Source organism: Streptomyces venezuelae, from assembly GCF_008642275.1.
Classification (GTDB): domain Bacteria; phylum Actinomycetota; class Actinomycetes; order Streptomycetales; family Streptomycetaceae; genus Streptomyces; species Streptomyces venezuelae_E.
Genome location: NZ_CP029189.1, coordinates 5775942 through 5794205 on the forward strand (window position 1 = coordinate 5775942; position 18264 = coordinate 5794205).

Consider the following 18264-nt stretch of genomic DNA (forward strand, 5'->3'; position numbering starts at 1 on the left):
ACCGAGCCGGGCGCGTGTCCGGGCCGCTGTCCGGCCCCCGGCCGCGCCTGACCCCGCCGAGCCGGCGCCCCGCCTGACGGGCCCGCCCGGTTCCGGCCCGGCCCCGGCACGTGTCGGCGCCCCCTGTGGGGCGCCCGACCCCACACCCGTCCGGTGGTGCACTTCCAGGGGTGGTGCACCACCGCGACGCCCCGTCGGGGTGGCGCCACATCGCTCCCCGTGGTTCCGGGGCGAGGGCCGGAGCCCGGCCGGGGTCGCCCGTCGCCCGAGGAGCCTCCGCGGCTTCGGGCGGCCGACTTCGTGCCACCCCGCAACCGCATCACCCTGCCCCTGCCCCCGCCGGTCGTCACTCGTCGCCGTACCCGTACCCGTACCCGCACTGCTCGGCGCAGCGCCCGGCCGCTTCGTCCCGCCATTTCTTCCGCTGCGGAAATAATCGCCCGCGGCCCCGACCAGGGAGTCCTCATGACCACTGCCACCGCCACTGCCACCGCCACCACCGTCACCAGGATCGGCGGCCGTATCGGCGCCGAGATCGGCGGCGTACGCCTCGGCGGCGACCTGCCCGACGGCACCGTCGCCGAGATCCGCGCCGCCCTCCTCGCCCACAAGGTCGTCTTCTTCCGCGGCCAGGACCATCTCGACGAGGCCGCCCACGAGGCCTTCGCCCAGCTGCTCGGCGCGCCCGTCGCACACCCCACCGTCCCCTCCGCGGACGGCCGTTACGCCCTCGGCATCGACTCCCACCACGGCGCCCGCGCCAACCAGTGGCACACCGACGTCACGTTCGTCCCCGCCTACCCCGCCTTCTCCATCCTCCGCGCCGTCACCATCCCCCCGTACGGCGGCAACACCCTCTGGGCCAACACGGCCACCGCCTACAGCAACCTCCCGGAGCCGCTCCGCGCCCTCGCCGACGGTCTGCGCGCCGTCCACTCCAACGCGTACGACTACGCCGCCCTCAAGCCCGACGCCCTGCCCGAGGCCCTGGCCCAGTACCGCGAGGTGTTCACCTCCACGACCTTCCTCACCGAACACCCGGTGGTCCGCGTCCACCCCGAAACCGGCGAACGGACGCTGCTCCTCGGCAACTTCGTCCAGCGGATCAACGGCCTCACCGGCCGTGACTCCCGCGCCCTGCAGGACCTCTTCCAGGCGCACATCGAGAGCCCCGAGAACACCGTGCGCTGGCAGTGGCGGGCCGGCGACGTCGCCATCTGGGACAACCGCGCCACCCAGCACTACGGAGTGGACGACTCCGACGACCACGAGCGCACCCTGCGCCGCGTCACCGTCGACGGCGACGTCCCGGTCGGCCCCGACGGCGAGCCCTCCCGCCTGATCAGCCCGGAGGCCGTCCCGGACCCCGCCTTCGGCATCGCCTCCGGCGCCTCCACGTCCGCCTGACCCGACCGCTCCGCTCCCCGTACGACTCCCAAGGAGCCCCCGTGCCCAGCCTGCTCGCCATCACCGGCAGCCCCTCCGCCCACTCCCGTACCGCCGTCGTCGCCGACCACGTACTGCGCCGCCTGTCCCACTCCGGCTTCGGGACCGCGCACCTGTCCGTGCGCGAGCTCCCCGCCGCCGACCTCCTCGCCGGCCGCCGCGGCGAGCCCGAGATCCGCCGCGCACTCGAAGCAGTCGCCGAGGCCGACGGCCTGGTCATCGCGACCCCGGTCTACAAGGCCTCGTACACCGGACTGCTCAAGGCCTTCCTCGATCTGCTCCCGCAGGACGGCCTCGACGGCAAGACGGTCCTGCCGCTGGCCACCGGCGGCAGCCTCGCCCACGTCCTGACCATCGACTACGCCCTGCGCCCCGTGCTCGCCGCCCTCGGCGCCCGGCACGTCACCGCCGGCCGGTTCGTCCTGGACTCCTCCGTCGAGCGCGGATCGGGCCCCGACCGGCTGCGGCCCGAGGCCGAACTGGACCTCTACCAGGCCGTCGACGAGTTCGCCGCCGCCCTGCGCGCCACGCCCGCCGCCCCTCTCACCGCTGCCGCCCTCACCGCCACCCCGTAGGCACCGCCGCCACCACGCGACCCGCACCGACAAGGAACCGCCATGCCCGCAGCCTTCACCTCGACCACCACCTCCCGACGCCAGTTCCTCGCCCTGCTCGGCATCTCGGCGGCCGCGGTGAGCTGCGGCACGGCCACCGCGCGCGGCGGCGGTTCCGGCGCACAGGTCAAGACCCTGAAGTACCAGGGATCGGTCGGCGCCGTCACCCTGCCCGAACTCTCCGCCGACCTCGGGTACCTGGGCGACCTCAAGCTGGAGTGGGTCGGCAACACCATCAGCGGTCCGCAGGACATCCAGTCCGCCGCCACCGGCCAGACCCACTTCGGCGGCGCGTTCAACGGCGCGATCGTCAAGCTCGCCTCCAGCAAGGCCCCCATCAAGGCCGTCATCTCCTACTACGGCGTCGACGAGCACTCGTACAGCGGCTACTACGTCCTGGAGGACAGCCCGATCCGCTCCGCCCGCGACCTCCTCGGCAAGAAGGTCGGCATGAACACCCTGGGTGCGCACTCCCAGGCCGTCCTCGACATCTACCTGAGCCGCAACGGCCTCGCCAAGGCCGACTCCTCCAAGGTCGAGTCGCTCGTCGTCCCGCCCGTCAACACGGACCAGGTGCTGCGGCAGAAGCAGATCGACGTGGGGGTGCTGGGCGGGATCCTGCGCGACAAGGCCGTCGCGGGCGGCGGTATCAGACCGCTGTTCAGCGACTTCGACCTGCTCGGCAAGTTCAGCGCCGGCTCCTACATCATGACCGAGCGGTTCATCAGGGAGAACCCGGACACCGTACGGACCTTCGTGACGGGCGTGGCCAAGGCCATCGAGTGGGCCCGCACCACCCCGCGCGAGGAGGTCATCGCCCGCCAGACCGAGATCGTCAAGAAGCGCGGGCGCAACGAGGACACCGCCACGCTCCAGTACTGGCGCTCCTACGGCGTCGCCGAGACGGGCGGCCGGATCGAGGACAAGGAGTTCCAGCTCTGGCTCGACTGGCTCGGTGAGCGGGGCGAGGTCAAGCAGGGGCAACTGAGGCCCGCCGACCTCTACACGAACGAGTTCAACGGCTTCGGGAAGGGCTGACCCGGCATGGCGAAGATCGTGTTCGAGGAAGTGACCAAGACCTTCCCGACGAAGGACAGGAAGAACAGGAGGAACAAGGAGCGGTTCACCGCGCTCGACGGGATCGACCTGGAGATCGAGGCGGGGGAGTTCGTGGTGGTCGTGGGCCCCAGCGGCTGCGGCAAGTCCACGCTCCTGGACCTGCTCGGCGGACTGACCCGGCCGTCGTCGGGGCGGATCCTGCTCGACGGGAAGCCGATCACCGGGCCGGGCCTGGACCGGGGCATCGTCTTCCAGCAGTACGCGCTGCTGCCCTGGCGGACGGCGCTCGGCAACGTGGAGTTCGGCCTGGAGGCGACCGGCGTCCAGCGCCGCGAACGCAAGGCGAGGGCGCGGGAGTTCCTGGACCTCGTCGGCCTCACCGGCTTCGAGGACCGGCACCCGCACGAACTCTCCGGCGGTATGCGCCAGCGCGTCGCCATCGCCCGCTCGCTGGCGTACGACCCGGACGTGCTGCTGATGGACGAGCCGTTCGCCGCGCTCGACGCGCAGACCAGGGAGTCCCTCCAGGACGAGCTGCGGCGCATCTGGCAGCGCACCGGCAAGACCGTCGTCTTCATCACGCACGGCATCGAGGAGGCGGTCTACCTCGGCCAGAAGGTGGCCGTCATGACCTCCCGCCCCGGTCGGGTCAAGGAGATCGTCCCGATCTCCTTCGGTGACCGCGGTGCCGGTTTCCTGGGCGAGGACCTGCGGTCCAGCCCCGAATTCGCCCGCCAACGCCACGAGATCTGGACCCTGCTCCACGACGAGGTGGCCCGTGCCCAGCAACTGGAGAAGGAGGAGGCCACCGTATGAGCACCGACGTCACCACCCCCGCCACCGAAGCCCCGGCCGACCGACAGGCGGTAGGCGAGGCGGTACGGCAGGACACCGCGCCCGCCGCTCCCGCGCCCGCCGCTCCCGCGCCCGCCGCTCCCGCGCCCGCCGCTCCCGCGCCCGCCGACCGGGAGTCCCGCAGGCCGCGGTCCGGTCTCCCGTCGCTGCTGGCACGCCGACTGTGCGGCGCCGGCCGGGCGGCCACGGCAACGGCACCCGTCCCTGAGCGGGCCCCGACGGCCCCGGAGGCACCTGCGGCCCCGGTGACTTCCGCGCCCCCGGAGGCACCCGCGCCTCCGGAGGCACCCGCCACCGGGCCGGACGCCGCGCCCGCGCCGAAGGGCCCCGCCGCCCCGGGCGCCGGTCGAGGCACCGCCCACGGCCGCCACGCCCCGTCACCCGTCCGGAAGGCCGCCGGGGCACTCGGCCGCCGGCTGCGCGCCGCCGCCCTGCGCTCGGCCGCCCTGGTGGCCCTGCTCGTCCTCTGGGAGACCGCCCCCCGTCTCGGCCTGGTCGACGCCACCTTCCTGCCGCCGGTCAGCGAGGTCGCCACCGCCTGGTGGGACCTCCTGGGCAACGGCCAGCTCGGCCAGCACACCCGGGCCAGCCTCGCCCGCTCCTTCGGCGGCTTCGGCATCGCCGTCGTCATCGCGGTCCCGCTCGGCCTGCTCATCGGCTGGTACCGGCCGGTCGCCGCGCTGCTCGGCCCGCTGCTGGAGGTGTTCCGCAACACCGCCGCACTGGCCCTGCTGCCGGTCTTCGTCCTGCTCCTCGGCATCGGCGAGACCTCGAAGGTCTCGATCGTCGTCTACGCCTGCCTCTGGCCGGTCCTGCTGAACACGATCAGCGCGGTGGGCAACGCCGACCCCACCCTGGTCAGACTGGCCCGCTCGATGGACCTGTCCACCCCGAGGCTCTTCCAGAAGGTGATCCTGCCGTCCTCCGTACCGGCCGTCTTCACCGGCATCCGGCTGGCCGGCGCGGTATCCATCCTCGTCCTGGTGGCCGCCGAGATGATCGGCGCCAAGGCGGGCCTCGGCTACCTGATCAACGCCTCGCAGTACAACTTCGCGATCCCGCAGATGTACGCGGGCATCGTCACCATCTCCGCCGTCGGCGTGGCCTTCAACCAGCTGCTGGTCACGATCGAACGCCGCCTGAGCACCTGGCGCGTCCCCGCCTGACGCCCGCCCCCGTCCGGGCCGCCACCGCACGCAACGCCTCCGAACACAGGGAACAGCCATGACCTCGCACCGCACCCTCCACCTCAACGCGTTCCTGATGAACGCCGGTCACCACGACGCCGCCTGGCGCCACCCCGACAGCCGGCCCGAGCTGATCACCGACCTGCGGTACTTCCAGGACCTGGCCCGCACGGCCGAACGCGGACTGCTCGACTCCATCTTCTTCGCCGACGGGGTCGCGCTCTGGGGCAAGGCCCGCCACAACGCCCTCGGCGGATTCGAGCCGCTCACCCTGCTCTCCGCCATCGCCGCCGTCACCGAGCACATCGGGCTCATCGCCACCGTTTCCACGACCTTCAACGAGCCGTACAACCTGGCCCGCAAGTTCGCCTCCCTCGACCACATCAGCGGCGGCCGGGCCGGCTGGAACATCGTCACCTCCGGCACCGTCGACGAGGCCCGCAACTTCAACCGTGACGAGCACCTGGAGCACCACCTCCGCTACGAGCGCGCCCGCGAGTTCCTCGACGTCGCCACCAAGCTCTGGGACAGCTGGGAGGACGACGCGATCGTCCTCGACAAGGAGCGCGGCATCTACGCCGACACCGACAAGCTGCACCCCGCCGCCCACCGCGGCGAGTACTTCGGCGTCGCCGGACCGCTCAACGTGCCGCGCTCCCCGCAGGGACACCCGCTGCTCGTGCAGGCCGGTTCCTCCGAGGACGGCAAGGAGTTCGCCGCGCAGTACGCCGAGGCCGTCTTCACCGCCCAGCAGACCCTTGCCGACGGCCAGACCTTCTACAAGGACCTCAAGTCCCGCCTCGCCAAGTACGGCCGCGCCGAGAGCGACCTCCTCGTCCTGCCCGGCATCGCGCCCGTCATCGGGTCCACCGAGGCCGAGGCCAAGGCCCTGGAGCAGCAGCTCACCGACCTCCAGGTGCCCGAGTACGGCCTCGCCCAGCTCTCCGGGATGCTGAACGTGGACCTCACAGGCCTGCCGCTGGACGGTCCGCTCCCGGACCTGCCCGAGGAACGGGACGTCAACGGCAACAAGAGCCGCTTCACCCTCGTCGCCGAGCTCGCCCGCCGCGACGGCCTGACCCTGCGCGAGCTGATCGCCCGCCTCGGCGCCGGCCGCGGCCACCGCGTCTTCGCCGGTACCCCCGAGCAGATCGCCGACCAGCTCCAGGAGTGGTTCACCCGGGGCGCCGCCGACGGCTTCAACATCATGGCGCCGGTCCTGCCCACCGGCCTGACCGCCTTCGTCGACCACGTCGTGCCGATCCTCCAGCGCCGCGGGCTCTTCCGCACGGAGTACACCGGTGCCACCCTCCGCGAGAACTACGGCCTCGCCCGCCCGGTCAACCGCTACACCCCGCAGGCCGTCTGACCGGACACGCCGCCGGAGCCACGCGCTCCGGCGGCGCCGATGCATGCCACGGGGGCCGGCTGCGGGTCGGGCGGTCAGACGGTCAGGACGATCTTGCCGCGGGTGCGGCCCGCGGCGCTCAGCTCCCAGGCCCTGGCGGCCTCGGCGAGCGGCAGCGCGTGCTCCACGTTGACCGTGAGCTTCCCCGCGTCGGCCAGTTCGGCCAGGAACGTCAGGTCGGCGGTGTCCGGGCGGACCCACAGCTGGTGGGCGCCCTTGGCGGCCGCGTTGTAGTCGGCGATGGAGACCACCCGGTGGGGTTCCCGGACCAGCGACTGGAGCGTGTCGACGACGTCGTCGCCGTAGAAGTCCAGGCCCGCGTCGACGCCGTCGGGCGCGAGCTCGCGGATCCGGTCGGCCATCCCCTCCCCGTACAGCACGGGCTCCGCGCCGAGGGAGCGCAGGTAGTCGTGGTTGTGCGCGCCCGCCGTGCCGATGACCCGCAGGCCGAGTGCGACCGCGATCTGCACGCCGAAGGATCCGGTGCCGCCGGCCGCGGAGTGGATGACGACGCTCTCCCCGGCCTTGAGGCCGACGCGGGTGAGCGACTGGTAGGCGGTGAGGCCGGCCAGCGGGAGGCCCGCGGCCTGCTCGAAGCTCAGCTCGCGGGGCTTGCGGGCGAGGGTGCGTACGGGGGCGGAGACCAGCTCGGCGTACGTGCCGAGTTCGACCCACTCCTTGCGGACGTAGCCGTAGACCTCGTCACCGACGGCGTAGTCGAAGGTGTCCTCGCCCACCGCCTCGACGACTCCGGCCACGTCCCAGCCGGGTATGACCGGGTAGCGGACTTCGAGGATGGGGTCGAGGTATCCGGCGGCGAGCTTCCAGTCCACCGGGTTGACCCCGGCGGCCTTGACGCGCACGAGCACCTCGCCCGGGCCCACCTTCGGCTGCGGCAGGTCAACGAGCCCCAGGGTGGCGGGAGTTCCGTATGCGCTGTAAGTGATGGCCTTCATGATCGTCCCCAACGCGGCCCCGCGGCCGGGTATTCCGGCGGTCAGGCCGGCAGGGTGTTGCGGTGCGAGCTCCGCCGGGCCGCGCTGAAGAGCGCCTGGATCTGCGTACCGGCCTGCTCGACGTCGTCGAGGGGGGAGGGGAAGGGCAGCCGCACGTCGCGGTGGCCGTGCCGCTCCTCCAGCCGCAGGGTGATCCCGTACCGGTCCATCGCCACCGGCAGCGCGCGGAGCACGGCGGCGGTCGGCAGGGGATGGACCAGCCGCAGCAGCAGGGTGACCAGGTCGTGGTGGTCGTCGAGGAGGTGCGTGAGCATGCCCGCCTCGTACGGGGACAGGGGGTCGGGGCAGGACGCGTCCAGCTCTTCGAGGCCGACGTGCGAGCGGCCTTCCGGCGTCTCCAGGACGGCACGGTCGAACTCCATGCAGGTGGAGTCGGCGCCGGAGCCCGCGGCCAGGTCGGAGTAGGGAGTGAGCAGGCGGCCGAGCACGGTGACGCGGGCGCGCACCCGGTCCCGTACCGGGGTGGGGGCGACGTCGGTGAACTCCAGCCGGATCGACGGCCGGTACTCGGACTCGCCGCCGGGCTCGGCGGGGTGCAGGTGCAGCCGCCCCATGGGGTCGCTGCCGTCGAGGTGGCGGACCTCGGAGCGCTGCCCGTCGGTGACCACGGTCATGGAGTGGGCGGCGGTCAGGATCGACCGGATGCGCTCGGCATCGGTGGGCCGGTCGGCCGGGGTGGCGGGGGCACCGAACAGGCGCATGCGGATCTCCCCTCGTCCGAGTGACTTAGGTATGCCTAACCTAACCTATTTGGCTCTTCGAGAGTACCCGGCATGCTCGTGTCGTTGTTGGGCTGAACGGGTGAAACGCGAGAGGATGGGGGGATGCACATGAAGCGCGCGGCCGAGGCGGCCCGGTGAGCAGGTACGACGTCACCGACGAACAGTGGGAGGGGCTCGCGCAGGTGGTCCCCCTGCGCAGTCGCAACGAATGGCCCTCCCGGGTGGACCACCGCACGATCCCGACGGCGCCCGGCGCGTCGACGGCGGAGCAGCGGCGCTTCGTGGTGATCAGAGTCCAGATCTTCGCGGACGCCCGGGAGGTGGCGGAGTACCTGATCGCGCAGATCCCGGTCCTGCTCGACCTCACCGGGGCGGACAGCGAAGTGGCCAAGCGGATCCTGGACTTCAGCAGCGGCGTGGTCTTCGGCCTGGGCAGCGGGATGCACCGGGTGGACCGGAACGTCTTCCTGCTGGCGCCGGTCGGCACCGAGGTCGAGGGGATCGCGGCCGCGGCCGTCCCCCGATCGTAGGAAGGTCCCCGCGAGGGAACGGTTCGCCGGAGCCACGGGGGGTCCGGCGGGCCGTACCGTCCCGCGCATGGACGCCACCCTGGACGCGGCAACGGCGGAACGCACCGCCGCCGTCGTCGCGTTAGCCGACACCCGCACCGATTCCGCCGATCCCGGACCGGCCGACGAGCAGCCCGCCACGGCGCCGCCGTCTGCGTGCCCGGCCCCGCCCGGCTCACCCGACGTACCGACCACATCCGGGGCTCCGGGGGATCCCGGGGATCCCGGGACTTCTGCGGTCTCCGGGGCTTGCGACGGGCGCGCCGCGGCGGCGTCCGCGGTCCCGGTCGCCTCCGGGGCGGTCGCGCCGGTGGCCGGCCCTGCCGGGGAGCCGGTCGTACCGTCGCAGGCGGGCCCCCGCGCCCCCGGTCGTCCTGCCGAGCCCGTGCAGCGACACCCGCGGCCCGTGCTCACCGAGCTGCGGCTCTCCGCCTTCGGGCCGCACCGCTCCGCGGTCTTCCCGCTCGGCCCCCTCACCCTCTTCGCCGGGCCCAGCGGCAGCGGCAAGTCCCAGGCCCTGGCCGCCTACGAGGCCCTGGCCGGGCTGGGTTCCGGGGCCACGCTGGAGGAGACCTTCCCCGATCCGCGTTCCCGCATCCCCGACCGGGCCGTCCCCGACGCCCAGCACCGGCGCGGGTTCCGCCTCGGCTGCACCGTGGACGGACCCGTCGGCCCGGTACGGCTCGACCTCGCCGTCCAGGCCGAGCCCACGCTGCGGATCGTCGGCGAACGGCTCTCGCAGGACGGGCAGATCCTGCTCGCCACGGCCCTGCGCGACCCCGGCCGGCGTTCGGTCCAGGCCGCCTGGCTGACCGGCGGCGCCATCGGCGTCACCAGGGCCCCGCTGCCCGACGACCGGCTCGGCACGGCACTGCTCCCGCTCCGCGTCGCCGGTTCCACTCCCGGTCAGCGCCAGGTCCTGGCCGCGGCCGAGCAGGTGGTCGTGGCCCTGCGCGCGGTGTTCCCCTGCGAACCGCACCCGGACCGGATGCGCGCCGCCGTCCCTCCCGGCGAGGGGCGTCTGCTGGGTGACTGCGCCAACCTGGCCGACGTACTGCGCCGGACCCGCAGCGAATGCGGCACCCGCCACGCGCTGCTTGCCGAGGCGGCCCGCACCGGCTGCGCCGGGCCCGTCGTGGGGCTGGACGTACGGGCTCCCGCGGGCGGCGGCCCCGTCGAGGCGGTACTGGACCGCGGTCCCGGCCGGCCCGCCACGGAGCTGGCCCGGCTGGGCGCGGGCGAACTCCGCTTCCTCGCGCTGGCGCTCGTCCTGCTGACCGGTCCGGGGGTGCTGGCCGTGGACCCGGCGGCCGAACTGCTCTCCGCGCGGCAGGCGCTGACGGTGCTGTCCGACGGCTTCGACCGGGGCCTCGACCGGAGGCAGCGCGCCGAGCTGCTGCGCCTGGCCCTGCTGTCCTGCGGCCGCGGCCACATCCGGCTGGTGGCGGCGGTGGGGGAGGAGACCGCGGCGGCCGCCCGCGACCTCCCGGGTGTCGCGGTGGTAGACCTGAGCGCATGAACGAGACGCAGGAACAGCCCGAGCGGCGGCCCGGTGAGCGGCCGGGTGCGCAGGCCGACGAGCGGCCGGGTGTGCAGGCCGACGGGCGGGCCGGTGAGCGGCCCGACGAGCGGCTGGACCGACTGCAGCGCCGGCTCGCGCAGTTCGCGGCCGCGCGCGGCTGGGCGCCGTACCACACGCCCAAGAACCTGGCGGTGGCGCTGAGCGTGGAGGCGTCCGAACTGGTCGAGATCTTCCAGTGGCTGACGCCCGAGCAGTCGGCGAAAGTGATGGAGGAGCCGGAGTCGGCCCACCGGGTGGCCGATGAGGTGGCCGACGTGCTCGCGTATCTGCTGCAGTTCTGTGAGGTTCTCGGGGTCGATGTGCTGGATGCGCTCGCCGCGAAGATCGAGAGGAACGAACTCCGCTTTCCCGTGACGGGTACATCGACACCGAATCGTCACTCTTCGGAGTGATGGACTCATCCACAATCACGTTTCTGTCCACATTTTCCGAATACCCCTGGCTTTACTGGCTCGTTGCCCTCACTCTGGGTAGTGGTGAGGATGGCGGGATGTCGTGCGGACGGGGGACGGCATATGGATGCGGTACGGCTCATCGCGGCCGGCCGGCACGCGCTGGCACAGAGTGGGGTCGCGTGGGGCATCGTGGGCGAGGCCTGGCAGGCCCAGGCGCTCGCGCAGGGCATAGGGAGCTATCTGGCGGTCACCGGGCCGCCGGAGCTCAGATCGGAGGCACGGGGACTGGGGGAAGCGGGAGGCAGAGGCTGCGGGGTGCTCGACCGGGCGGCCCTGCGCGGAGAGGGCAGTGCGCCCGAGTATCCGCCGCGGGCCGCGCAGCTGAGCGAGGTCTCGGACGTCCGGCAGGCGCTGCTCGGACTCCAGGCGCTGCTGGGTGAGGTGGGGATAGCCCTGGTCGGGGTGGCCTGCGGGACGGACGACGAGGCCCTGTACTGGCAGTGCATAGAGTCGATCGACGCGGCCGACGAGTCGAGCGACCGGGTCCGGGCGATCCTGCGTCGCATGGTGGTCCGGGAGCGGGGGTCGGCCTCGGGCGTGGCCTGAGGGCGGCACGGGCGGGGTCCCGCCGTGCGCGGCGGGACCCGCAGGGTCAGGACGACCGGTGGGACGGGCGCTCGCCGTCGGCGGTGCGGCCGGTGTTTTCGGTGCGGTCGGTGGAGGCCTGGAGATCGGCGTCGAGCCGGGACAGGTCGGCGTTCAGTGCGGCCATCAGCTCTTCCATCTGCTGCAGCAGGCCCTTCGGCGCGCCACCGCCCTCGGCGGGTACCGCGGGCTCCTGACCGGCCTGGTCGTGTGCTGCCTGCGCTGCCCGTCCGGTGGCTCCGGTGTGTCGGTGGGTCTCCGGCACGGCCTCGTGGGACATGGCGGCCTCCTCGGCCCTGGCCCTTCCGAAGCGGAAGGGGGCGGTGGACGCACCGGGGGGACGCCGCCGGCGCGCGGGCCGGGCGGTCCGGCTCCGTCCGAGCCAACGATCCCCATCCGGGCTGGTCACTGGCGGGCCCGGGGGTGGACCGTCCGGTTGACGCAGATTCACCCTGCCGGGGCGGGAAGTGCAGGATGGGGGGTATGGATCTTCGCATTTTCACCGAGCCCCAGCAGGGTGCGAGTTACGAGACCCTCCTGACCGTCGCCAAGGCCACCGAGGACCTGGGCTTCGACGCCTTCTTCCGTTCCGACCACTACGTGCGCATGGGGTCCGCCGACGGTCTGCCCGGCCCCACCGACGCCTGGATCACCCTCGCGGGCCTGGCCCGGGAGACCAAGCGGATCCGCCTCGGCACGCTGATGACGGCAGGAACCTTCCGGCTGCCCGGAGTCCTCGCCATCCAGGTGGCCCAGGTCGACCAGATGTCCGGCGGCCGCGTCGAGCTGGGCCTCGGCGCGGGCTGGTTCGAGCAGGAGCACAAGGCGTACGGGATCCCCTTCCCGGCGGACCGGATGTCCCGGCTGGAGGAACAGCTGGCCATCGTCACCGGCCTGTGGGCCACCGAGGTCGGAGCCTCCTTCGACTACGCGGGCACGCACTACCAGGTGGAGAACTCGCCCGCGCTCCCCAAGCCCGCCCAGGCCAAGGTCCCCGTCCTCGTCGGCGGCCACGGAGCCAAGCGCACCCCGCGGCTCGCCGCCCGGTACGCGGACGAGTTCAACATGCCCTTCGCGTCGATCGCCGACAGCGAGCGGCAGTTCGCCCGGGTCCGGGAGGCCGCAGAGGAGGCCGGCCGCAAGGCCGACGACCTCCGCTACTCCAACGCCCTCGTCGTCTGCGTCGGCAAGGACGACGCCGAGGTGGCCCGGCGGGCCGCCGCCATCGGCCGCGACGTCGACGAGCTCAAGGCGAACGGCCTGGCCGGCTCCCCGGCCGAGGTCGTGGAGAAGATCGGTGCCTACGGAGCCGTCGGCGCCTCACGGGTCTACCTCCAGCTGCTCGACCTCGACGACCTGGACCACCTGGAGCTGATCTCCGCCCAGGTGCTCTCCCAGCTCCGATAGGCGGGCGGCGACCATGTCACGCGCGTCCGGCCCGCTCGCCGAAGCCCTGGCCCGCAGGGCCGTACTCCTGGACGGCGGGCTCAGCAACCAGCTCGCCGCCCAGGGCTGTGACCTGTCCGGCGACCTCTGGTCGGGCCGGGTGCTGGTCGAGCACCCGGAGCAGGTGGCGGCCGCCCACACGGCGTACGCCCGGGCCGGCGCCGAGGTACTGATCACCGCCAGCTACCAGGTCGGCTACGAGACCTTCGCCGCCCACGGCCACGACCACGCCGAGACCACCGCCCTGCTGCACCGCGGCGTGCGCCTGGCCGCCAGGGTGGCCGAGGCCGCCGACCACGAGGTGTGGGTGGCCGCCTCCGTGGGCCCGTACGGAGCGGTGCTCGCGGACGGCTCCGAATACCGCGGCCGCTACGGGCTGAGCGTGCGGGAGCTGGCCGCCTTCCACCGCCCCCGCATCGAGGCCCTGCTCGCCGCCGGCCCCGACGTCCTGGCCGTGGAGACCATCCCGGACAGCGACGAGGCCGAGGCGCTGCTCGGCGTCCTCGCCGACACCGGCGCATCCGCCTGGCTCTCGTACACGGTGGCCGCCGGCCGTACGCGGGCCGGACAGCCCCTCCGCGAGGCCTTCGCCGTCGCAGCCGCATCCCCGCAGGTCATCGCGGTCGGCGTCAACTGCTGCGATCCGGCCGACGTGCTGCCCGCGCTGGAGGCGGCGGCCGGCGAGACCGCCAAACCGCTCGTGGCCTACCCCAACGACGGCTCGGCGTGGGACGCCGGCACCCGCACCTGGCACACCCCGCACACACCCGTCCCCTGGCCCGCGCAGGCCTGGTACACGACCGGCGCCCGCCTCATCGGCGGCTGCTGCCGCATCGGACCCGACGGCATCGCGGCGATGGCCGCGGAAATGCCCCACAATACAGGGGACGATTCGTCAAACTCATTCAAGAACGGTCGAGTTGGGGGCGGAGGGGCATCAACGTAGCGGCGCCCGGAGTTGCCGGACGCCACCTGCACGGGCTGCGGCGCCCCCGGCACCGGACAGCGCCTTCGCCGAATGGCAGCAGTCGTACCGGTACTTGGCTGAGGAAAGCGCGTCCTGAGTTCCTCAGTTCCTGAGTTCCTGCGTTCCTGCGTTCCTTCCGCCGGTCCCGGGAGGGCGGTTCGTGTTTCCCGGGGAGCGATCCGGTCATCGGCGGCATATCGCGCGTCTCGCTCTCCGCCGGGTGACGCCTCACGAAAAACCGGAGGCGTACGGTACGGATGACCGGCGACAATCGGTCATGTGTTCCTGACGATCTCCACCACCGGTTCCTCTGAACGACCCGCCACCGACCTGGGCTATCTGCTGCACAAGCATCCCGGCAAGACGCAGGCGTTCTCCACCTCGCACGGCGCCGCTCACGTGTTCTATCCCGAGGCCTCGGCCGAGCGGTGCACGGCGGCCCTGCTGCTGGAGGTGGACCCCGTCGCGCTCGTGCGGCGCGGCCGGGGCAAGGGCCGGGGCGGGGCTCCGGACGCCGCGCTCGCGCAGTACGTGAACGACCGGCCGTACGCCGCGTCCTCGCTGCTCGCCGTCGCGCTCAGCGGAGTGTTCCGTACCGCCCTCAAGGGGCAGTGCGCCGCCCGCCCCGAGCTCCCGGAGCAGACCCGGCCGCTGCGCGTCGAGATCCCGGTGCTGCCCGCCCGCGGCGGGGCCGAACTCGTGCGCCGGCTGTTCGGCCCGCTCGGCTGGGACCTCGTACAGGCCGAGGCCGTACCGCTCGACGAGCAGTTCCCGGAGTGGGGGGACTCCCGCTACGTACGGCTCGTCCTGGAGGGCGAGCTGCGCCTGGCCGACGCCCTGCGCCAGCTCTACGTGCTGCTGCCGGTCCTCGACGACGCCAAGCACTACTGGATCTCCCCGGACGAGGTCGACAAGCTGCTGCGCGCCGGAGAGGGCTGGCTCGCGACGCACCCCGAGCACGGGCTGATCACCTCCCGCTACCTGGCCCGCCACAAGCGGCTGACCCAGAACGCCATCGAGCGCCTGGAACTGGTCCGCCTCGCCGAGGCCGACGGCAGCGAGGTCGAGGAGATCGACAACGCGGTCGACGAGACCCGCGACACCGAGGAGCGGCCCGTGCCGCTCGCCGTGCAGCGGCGCGAGGCGATCCTGGCCGCCCTGCGGGTGGCCGGAGCCCAGCGGGTGCTGGACCTCGGCTGCGGCCAGGGGCAGTTGCTCCAGGCGCTGCTCGGGGACCCGGCGTACTCCGAGATCGTCGGTATGGACGTGTCCGTACGGGCCCTGCAGATCGCGGCCCGGCGGCTGCGGCTGGACCGGATGGGCGAGCGGCAGAGCGCGCGCCTGAAGCTCCTGCAGGGCTCGCTCGCGTACACCGACAAGCGGCTGGCCGGCTACGACGCGGCCGTGCTCAGCGAGGTCATAGAGCACCTGGACCCGGAGCGGCTGCCCGCGCTGGAGTACGCGGTGTTCGGCTCGGCCCGGCCCCGTACGGTCCTCGTCACCACCCCGAACGTCGAATACAACGTGCGCTGGGAGACCCTGCCCGCCGGGCACGTCCGCCACGGCGACCACCGCTTCGAGTGGAGCCGCGAGGAGTTCCGCGCCTGGGCCGACGAGGTCGCGCGGCGCCACGGCTACGGGGTCCGGTACGTGCCCGTCGGCGACGACGACCCCGAGGTCGGGCCGCCGACCCAGATGGCCGTCTTCACCCAGCACGACGGCACCGACACCACCGACACCCCGAAGGAGGGCGAGGCAGCATGACCGGCACCGAAACCCCCCGTACGCGCACACTTCCCGTCACCGACCTGTCCCTCGTCGTCCTGATCGGGGCCACCGGATCGGGCAAGTCCACCTTCGCCCGCCAGCACTTCAAGGCCACCGAGGTCATCTCCTCCGACTACTGCCGGGGCCTGGTGTCGGACGACGAGAACGACCAGAGCGCCAGCCGCGACGCCTTCGACGTCCTGCACTACATCGCGGGCAAGCGCCTCGCCGCCGGCCGCCTCACCGTCGTCGACGCCACCAGCGTCCAGGCCGACGCCCGCCGCCAGCTCGTCCAGCTCGCCCGCGAGCACGACGTCCTGCCGATCGCCATCGTCCTGGACATGCCCGAGCAGGTCTGCGCCGAGCGCAATGCCGCCCGCCCCGACCGTGCCGGTCTGCCCCGCGCGGTCATCCAGCGGCACCGCCGCGACCTGCGGCGCTCGCTGCGCGGTCTGGAGCGCGAGGGCTTCCGCAAGGTCCACGTACTGCGCTCCGTCGAGGAGGCCGAGACCGCCGAGGTGGTCCTGGAGAAGCGGTTCAACGACCTCACCCACCTCACCGGCCCCTTCGACATCGTCGGCGACATCCACGGCTGTTCCTCCGAACTGGAGACCCTGCTCGCCAAGCTCGGCTACGAGGACGGGGTCCACCCCGAGGGCCGCACCGCCGTCTTCGTCGGCGACCTCGTCGACCGCGGCCCCGACAGCCCCGGCGTGCTGCGCCGCGTCATGGGCATGGTGAAGTCCGGCAACGCCCTGTGCGTGCCCGGGAACCACGAGAACAAGCTCGGCCGTTATCTCAAGGGCTCCAAGGTCCAGCGGACCCACGGCCTCGCCGAGACCATCGAGCAGCTGGAGAAGGAGCCGGAGGAGTTCGTCCAGGAGGTGCGGGAGTTCATCCGCGGCCTCGTCAGCCACTACGTCCTCGACGGCGGCAGGCTGGTGGTCTGCCACGCCGGGCTGCCCGAGAAGTACCACGGCCGCACCTCCGGCCGGGTCCGCTCGCACGCTCTCTACGGGGAGACCACCGGCGAGACCGACGAGTTCGGCCTGCCCGTGCGCTACCCGTGGGCCGAGGACTACCGGGGCAAGGCCGTCGTGGTCTACGGCCACACCCCGGTCCCCGACACCACCTGGATCAACAACACCATCTGCCTCGACACCGGCGCCGTCTTCGGCGGCCGGATGACCGCCCTGCGCTGGCCCGAGCGCGAACTGGTCGACGTACCGGCCGAGAAGGTCTGGTACGAGCCGGTCAAGCCGCTCGTCGCCGAGGCGCCGGGCGGGCACGACGGCCGCCCGCTCGACCTGGCCGACGTGCACGGCCGCCGGGTCGTGGAGACCCGTCACCTCGGCAACGTGAACGTGCGCGAGGAGAACGCGGCGGCGGCCCTGGAGGTCATGAGCCGCTTCGCGGTGGACCCCCGGCTCGTCCCGTACCTGCCGCCCACCATGGCGCCCACCGCCACCTCCCGCGAGGAGGGCTACCTGGAGCACCCGGCCGAGGCCTTCGCCCAGTACCGGGCGGACGGCGTCGCCCAGGTGGTGTGCGAGGAGAAGCACATGGGCTCCCGCGCCACCGTCCTCGTCTGCAAGGACGCCGACGCGGCCCGCGCCCGCTTCGGGGTCGACGGCCCGACGGGCTCCGTCTACACCCGCACCGGGCGGCCCTTCTTCAAGGACCCGGAAGTCACCGAGGAGGTCCTCACCCGGCTGCGCTCGGCCGTCACCGCCGCCGGTCTCTGGGAGGAACTCGACACCGACTGGCTGCTGCTCGACGGGGAACTCCTGCCCTGGTCCCTGAAGTCCGCCGGCCTGCTGCGCAACCAGTACGCCGCGGTGGGTGCGGCTTCCGGCGCCGTCTTCCCGGGCGCCCTCGCCGCCCTGGAGGCGGCCACCGCCAGGGGCGTCGACACCGGTGAGCTGCTGGAGCGCCAGCGCGGCCGGGCCGCCGACGCGGCCGCGTTCACCGACTCCTACCGGCGTTACTGCTGGACCACCGACGGTCTGGACGGCGTACGGTTCGCACCGTTCCAGCTGCTGGCGGTGGCCGGGCGGTCGCTGGCCGCGGTGCCCCACGACGAGCAGCTGTTCTGGCTGGACCGGCTGGTCGATGCCGACGGCGCCGACCGGCCCGCCGGTACCGGGCTGCTGCACCGCACCGGCCGGATCCTGGTGGACACCGCGGACGAGGACTCCGTACGGGCCGGCACCGACTGGTGGCTGGAGCTGACGGCCGCCGGCGGCGAGGGCATGGTCGTCAAGCCCCTGCAGGCGTACGCCAGGGACGGCAGGGGCCGACTGGTCCAGCCCGGGGTCAAGGTGCGCGGGCGCGAGTACCTGCGGATCATCTACGGGCCGGAGTACACGCGTCCGGACCACCTGGAGCGGCTGCGCGAGCGGTTCCTCGGTCACAAGCGTTCGCTGGCCCTGCGCGAGTACGCGCTCGGGCTGGAGGCGCTGGACCGGCTGGCGGCCGACGAGCCGCTGTGGCGGGTCCACGAGGCGGTCTTCGCGGTCCTCGCGCTGGAGTCGGAACCGGTCGACCCGCGCCTGTGAGCCGAATCCGGTACCGCCCCGGACCGGG

General features: G+C 73.0%; 17 protein-coding genes. 14 read left to right on the forward strand and 3 right to left on the reverse strand.

All coding sequences use genetic code 11. The features are described from left to right. Window positions 1-465: 465 nt before the first annotated feature. Genes DEJ51_RS25695 through DEJ51_RS25720 form a run of 6 tightly spaced genes read left to right on the forward strand, consistent with a single transcriptional unit; the run spans window position 466 to window position 6530 of the window. Window positions 466-1407, forward strand: a complete 942-nt coding sequence (locus DEJ51_RS25695) for a TauD/TfdA dioxygenase family protein (protein WP_150259978.1) — start codon at window positions 466-468, stop codon at window positions 1405-1407. Window positions 1408-1448: 41 nt separating this feature from the next. Further along, on the forward strand, window positions 1449-2021 hold the full coding sequence (ssuE, locus tag DEJ51_RS25700) for an NADPH-dependent FMN reductase (RefSeq protein ID WP_150259979.1): 573 nt from the start codon (window positions 1449-1451) through the stop codon (window positions 2019-2021). Window positions 2022-2063: 42 nt separating this feature from the next. Beyond that, window positions 2064-3098 (forward strand): ABC transporter substrate-binding protein, encoded by a 1035-nt coding sequence (locus tag DEJ51_RS25705; RefSeq protein ID WP_150259980.1) that lies wholly within the window; start codon window positions 2064-2066, stop codon window positions 3096-3098. Window positions 3099-3104: 6 nt separating this feature from the next. Beyond that, on the forward strand, window positions 3105-3935 hold the full coding sequence (locus DEJ51_RS25710) for an ABC transporter ATP-binding protein (protein ID WP_190620630.1): 831 nt from the start codon (window positions 3105-3107) through the stop codon (window positions 3933-3935). Beyond that, window positions 3932-5140 carry an ABC transporter permease gene (locus tag DEJ51_RS35200; protein ID WP_223835962.1) on the forward strand — a complete coding sequence of 403 codons (1209 nt, stop codon included), beginning with the start codon at window positions 3932-3934 and terminating at the stop codon, window positions 5138-5140. The genes DEJ51_RS25710 and DEJ51_RS35200 overlap by 4 nt, the downstream gene beginning before the upstream one ends. Before the next feature lie 58 nt (window positions 5141-5198). After that, a complete protein-coding gene (locus DEJ51_RS25720) occupies window positions 5199-6530 on the forward strand; it encodes an LLM class flavin-dependent oxidoreductase (protein WP_150259981.1) in 1332 nt (443 codons plus the stop codon). A 74-nt stretch (window positions 6531-6604) separates the two neighbouring features. On the opposite strand, the gene DEJ51_RS25725 is transcribed toward DEJ51_RS25720, so the two are convergent. Both DEJ51_RS25725 and DEJ51_RS25730 read right to left on the reverse strand, forming a co-directional pair. Then, complete coding sequence (locus DEJ51_RS25725; RefSeq protein WP_150259982.1) at window positions 6605-7525, reverse strand: NADP-dependent oxidoreductase; 921 nt, start codon at window positions 7523-7525, stop codon at window positions 6605-6607. 41 nt (window positions 7526-7566) lie between these two features. Continuing rightward, window positions 7567-8286 (reverse strand): DUF2470 domain-containing protein, encoded by a 720-nt coding sequence (locus DEJ51_RS25730; RefSeq protein ID WP_150259983.1) that lies wholly within the window; start codon window positions 8284-8286, stop codon window positions 7567-7569. Between the two features lie 155 nt (window positions 8287-8441). Between DEJ51_RS25730 and DEJ51_RS25735 the strand changes: the two genes are divergently transcribed. From DEJ51_RS25735 to DEJ51_RS25750, 4 genes are all read left to right on the forward strand, one after another. Then, window positions 8442-8837 (forward strand): cell division protein SepF, encoded by a 396-nt coding sequence (locus DEJ51_RS25735; protein ID WP_150259984.1) that lies wholly within the window; start codon window positions 8442-8444, stop codon window positions 8835-8837. A 349-nt stretch (window positions 8838-9186) separates the two neighbouring features. Next, window positions 9187-10395 carry an ATP-binding protein gene (locus tag DEJ51_RS25740; protein WP_411757351.1) on the forward strand — a complete coding sequence of 403 codons (1209 nt, stop codon included), beginning with the start codon at window positions 9187-9189 and terminating at the stop codon, window positions 10393-10395. 113 nt (window positions 10396-10508) lie between these two features. Then, window positions 10509-10850: a nucleotide pyrophosphohydrolase gene (locus tag DEJ51_RS25745; protein WP_150262145.1), complete on the forward strand. Its 342-nt coding sequence runs from the start codon at window positions 10509-10511 to the stop codon at window positions 10848-10850. Window positions 10851-10973: 123 nt separating this feature from the next. Continuing rightward, complete coding sequence (locus DEJ51_RS25750) at window positions 10974-11459, forward strand: DUF6099 family protein (protein ID WP_150259986.1); 486 nt, start codon at window positions 10974-10976, stop codon at window positions 11457-11459. A gap of 46 nt (window positions 11460-11505) precedes the next feature. On the opposite strand, the gene DEJ51_RS25755 is transcribed toward DEJ51_RS25750, so the two are convergent. Then, window positions 11506-11763: a hypothetical protein gene (locus tag DEJ51_RS25755; protein WP_411757401.1), complete on the reverse strand. Its 258-nt coding sequence runs from the start codon at window positions 11761-11763 to the stop codon at window positions 11506-11508. Window positions 11764-11981: 218 nt separating this feature from the next. On the opposite strand from DEJ51_RS25755, the gene DEJ51_RS25760 reads away from it, so the two are divergent. The 4 genes from DEJ51_RS25760 (at window position 11982) to DEJ51_RS25775 (ending at window position 18236) form a co-directional block, all read left to right on the forward strand. Next, on the forward strand, window positions 11982-12905 hold the full coding sequence (locus DEJ51_RS25760) for an LLM class F420-dependent oxidoreductase (protein ID WP_150259988.1): 924 nt from the start codon (window positions 11982-11984) through the stop codon (window positions 12903-12905). 13 nt (window positions 12906-12918) lie between these two features. Next, entirely contained in the window at window positions 12919-13890 is a 972-nt protein-coding gene (gene mmuM / locus DEJ51_RS25765) for a homocysteine S-methyltransferase (protein ID WP_150259989.1), read from the forward strand. A 300-nt stretch (window positions 13891-14190) separates the two neighbouring features. Next, window positions 14191-15675: a 3' terminal RNA ribose 2'-O-methyltransferase Hen1 gene (locus DEJ51_RS25770; protein WP_150259990.1), complete on the forward strand. Its 1485-nt coding sequence runs from the start codon at window positions 14191-14193 to the stop codon at window positions 15673-15675. Further along, complete coding sequence (locus DEJ51_RS25775) at window positions 15672-18236, forward strand: polynucleotide kinase-phosphatase (RefSeq protein WP_150259991.1); 2565 nt, start codon at window positions 15672-15674, stop codon at window positions 18234-18236. The genes DEJ51_RS25770 and DEJ51_RS25775 overlap by 4 nt, the downstream gene beginning before the upstream one ends. Window positions 18237-18264: the final 28 nt, after the last annotated feature.

Coding starts and splice junctions, on each gene's coding strand:
- DEJ51_RS25725 (WP_150259982.1), bottom strand. CDS start 7,525: ATGAAGGCCATCACTTACAGCGCATACGGAACTCCCGCCACCCTGGGG.
- DEJ51_RS35200 (WP_223835962.1), top strand. CDS start 3,932: ATGAGCACCGACGTCACCACCCCCGCCACCGAAGCCCCGGCCGACCGA.
- DEJ51_RS25750 (WP_150259986.1), top strand. CDS start 10,974: ATGGATGCGGTACGGCTCATCGCGGCCGGCCGGCACGCGCTGGCACAG.
- DEJ51_RS25720 (WP_150259981.1), top strand. CDS start 5,199: ATGACCTCGCACCGCACCCTCCACCTCAACGCGTTCCTGATGAACGCC.
- DEJ51_RS25730 (WP_150259983.1), bottom strand. CDS start 8,286: ATGCGCCTGTTCGGTGCCCCCGCCACCCCGGCCGACCGGCCCACCGAT.
- DEJ51_RS25775 (WP_150259991.1), top strand. CDS start 15,672: ATGACCGGCACCGAAACCCCCCGTACGCGCACACTTCCCGTCACCGAC.
- mmuM (WP_150259989.1), top strand. CDS start 12,919: ATGTCACGCGCGTCCGGCCCGCTCGCCGAAGCCCTGGCCCGCAGGGCC.
- DEJ51_RS25760 (WP_150259988.1), top strand. CDS start 11,982: ATGGATCTTCGCATTTTCACCGAGCCCCAGCAGGGTGCGAGTTACGAG.
- DEJ51_RS25705 (WP_150259980.1), top strand. CDS start 2,064: ATGCCCGCAGCCTTCACCTCGACCACCACCTCCCGACGCCAGTTCCTC.
- DEJ51_RS25695 (WP_150259978.1), top strand. CDS start 466: ATGACCACTGCCACCGCCACTGCCACCGCCACCACCGTCACCAGGATC.
- DEJ51_RS25710 (WP_190620630.1), top strand. CDS start 3,105: ATGGCGAAGATCGTGTTCGAGGAAGTGACCAAGACCTTCCCGACGAAG.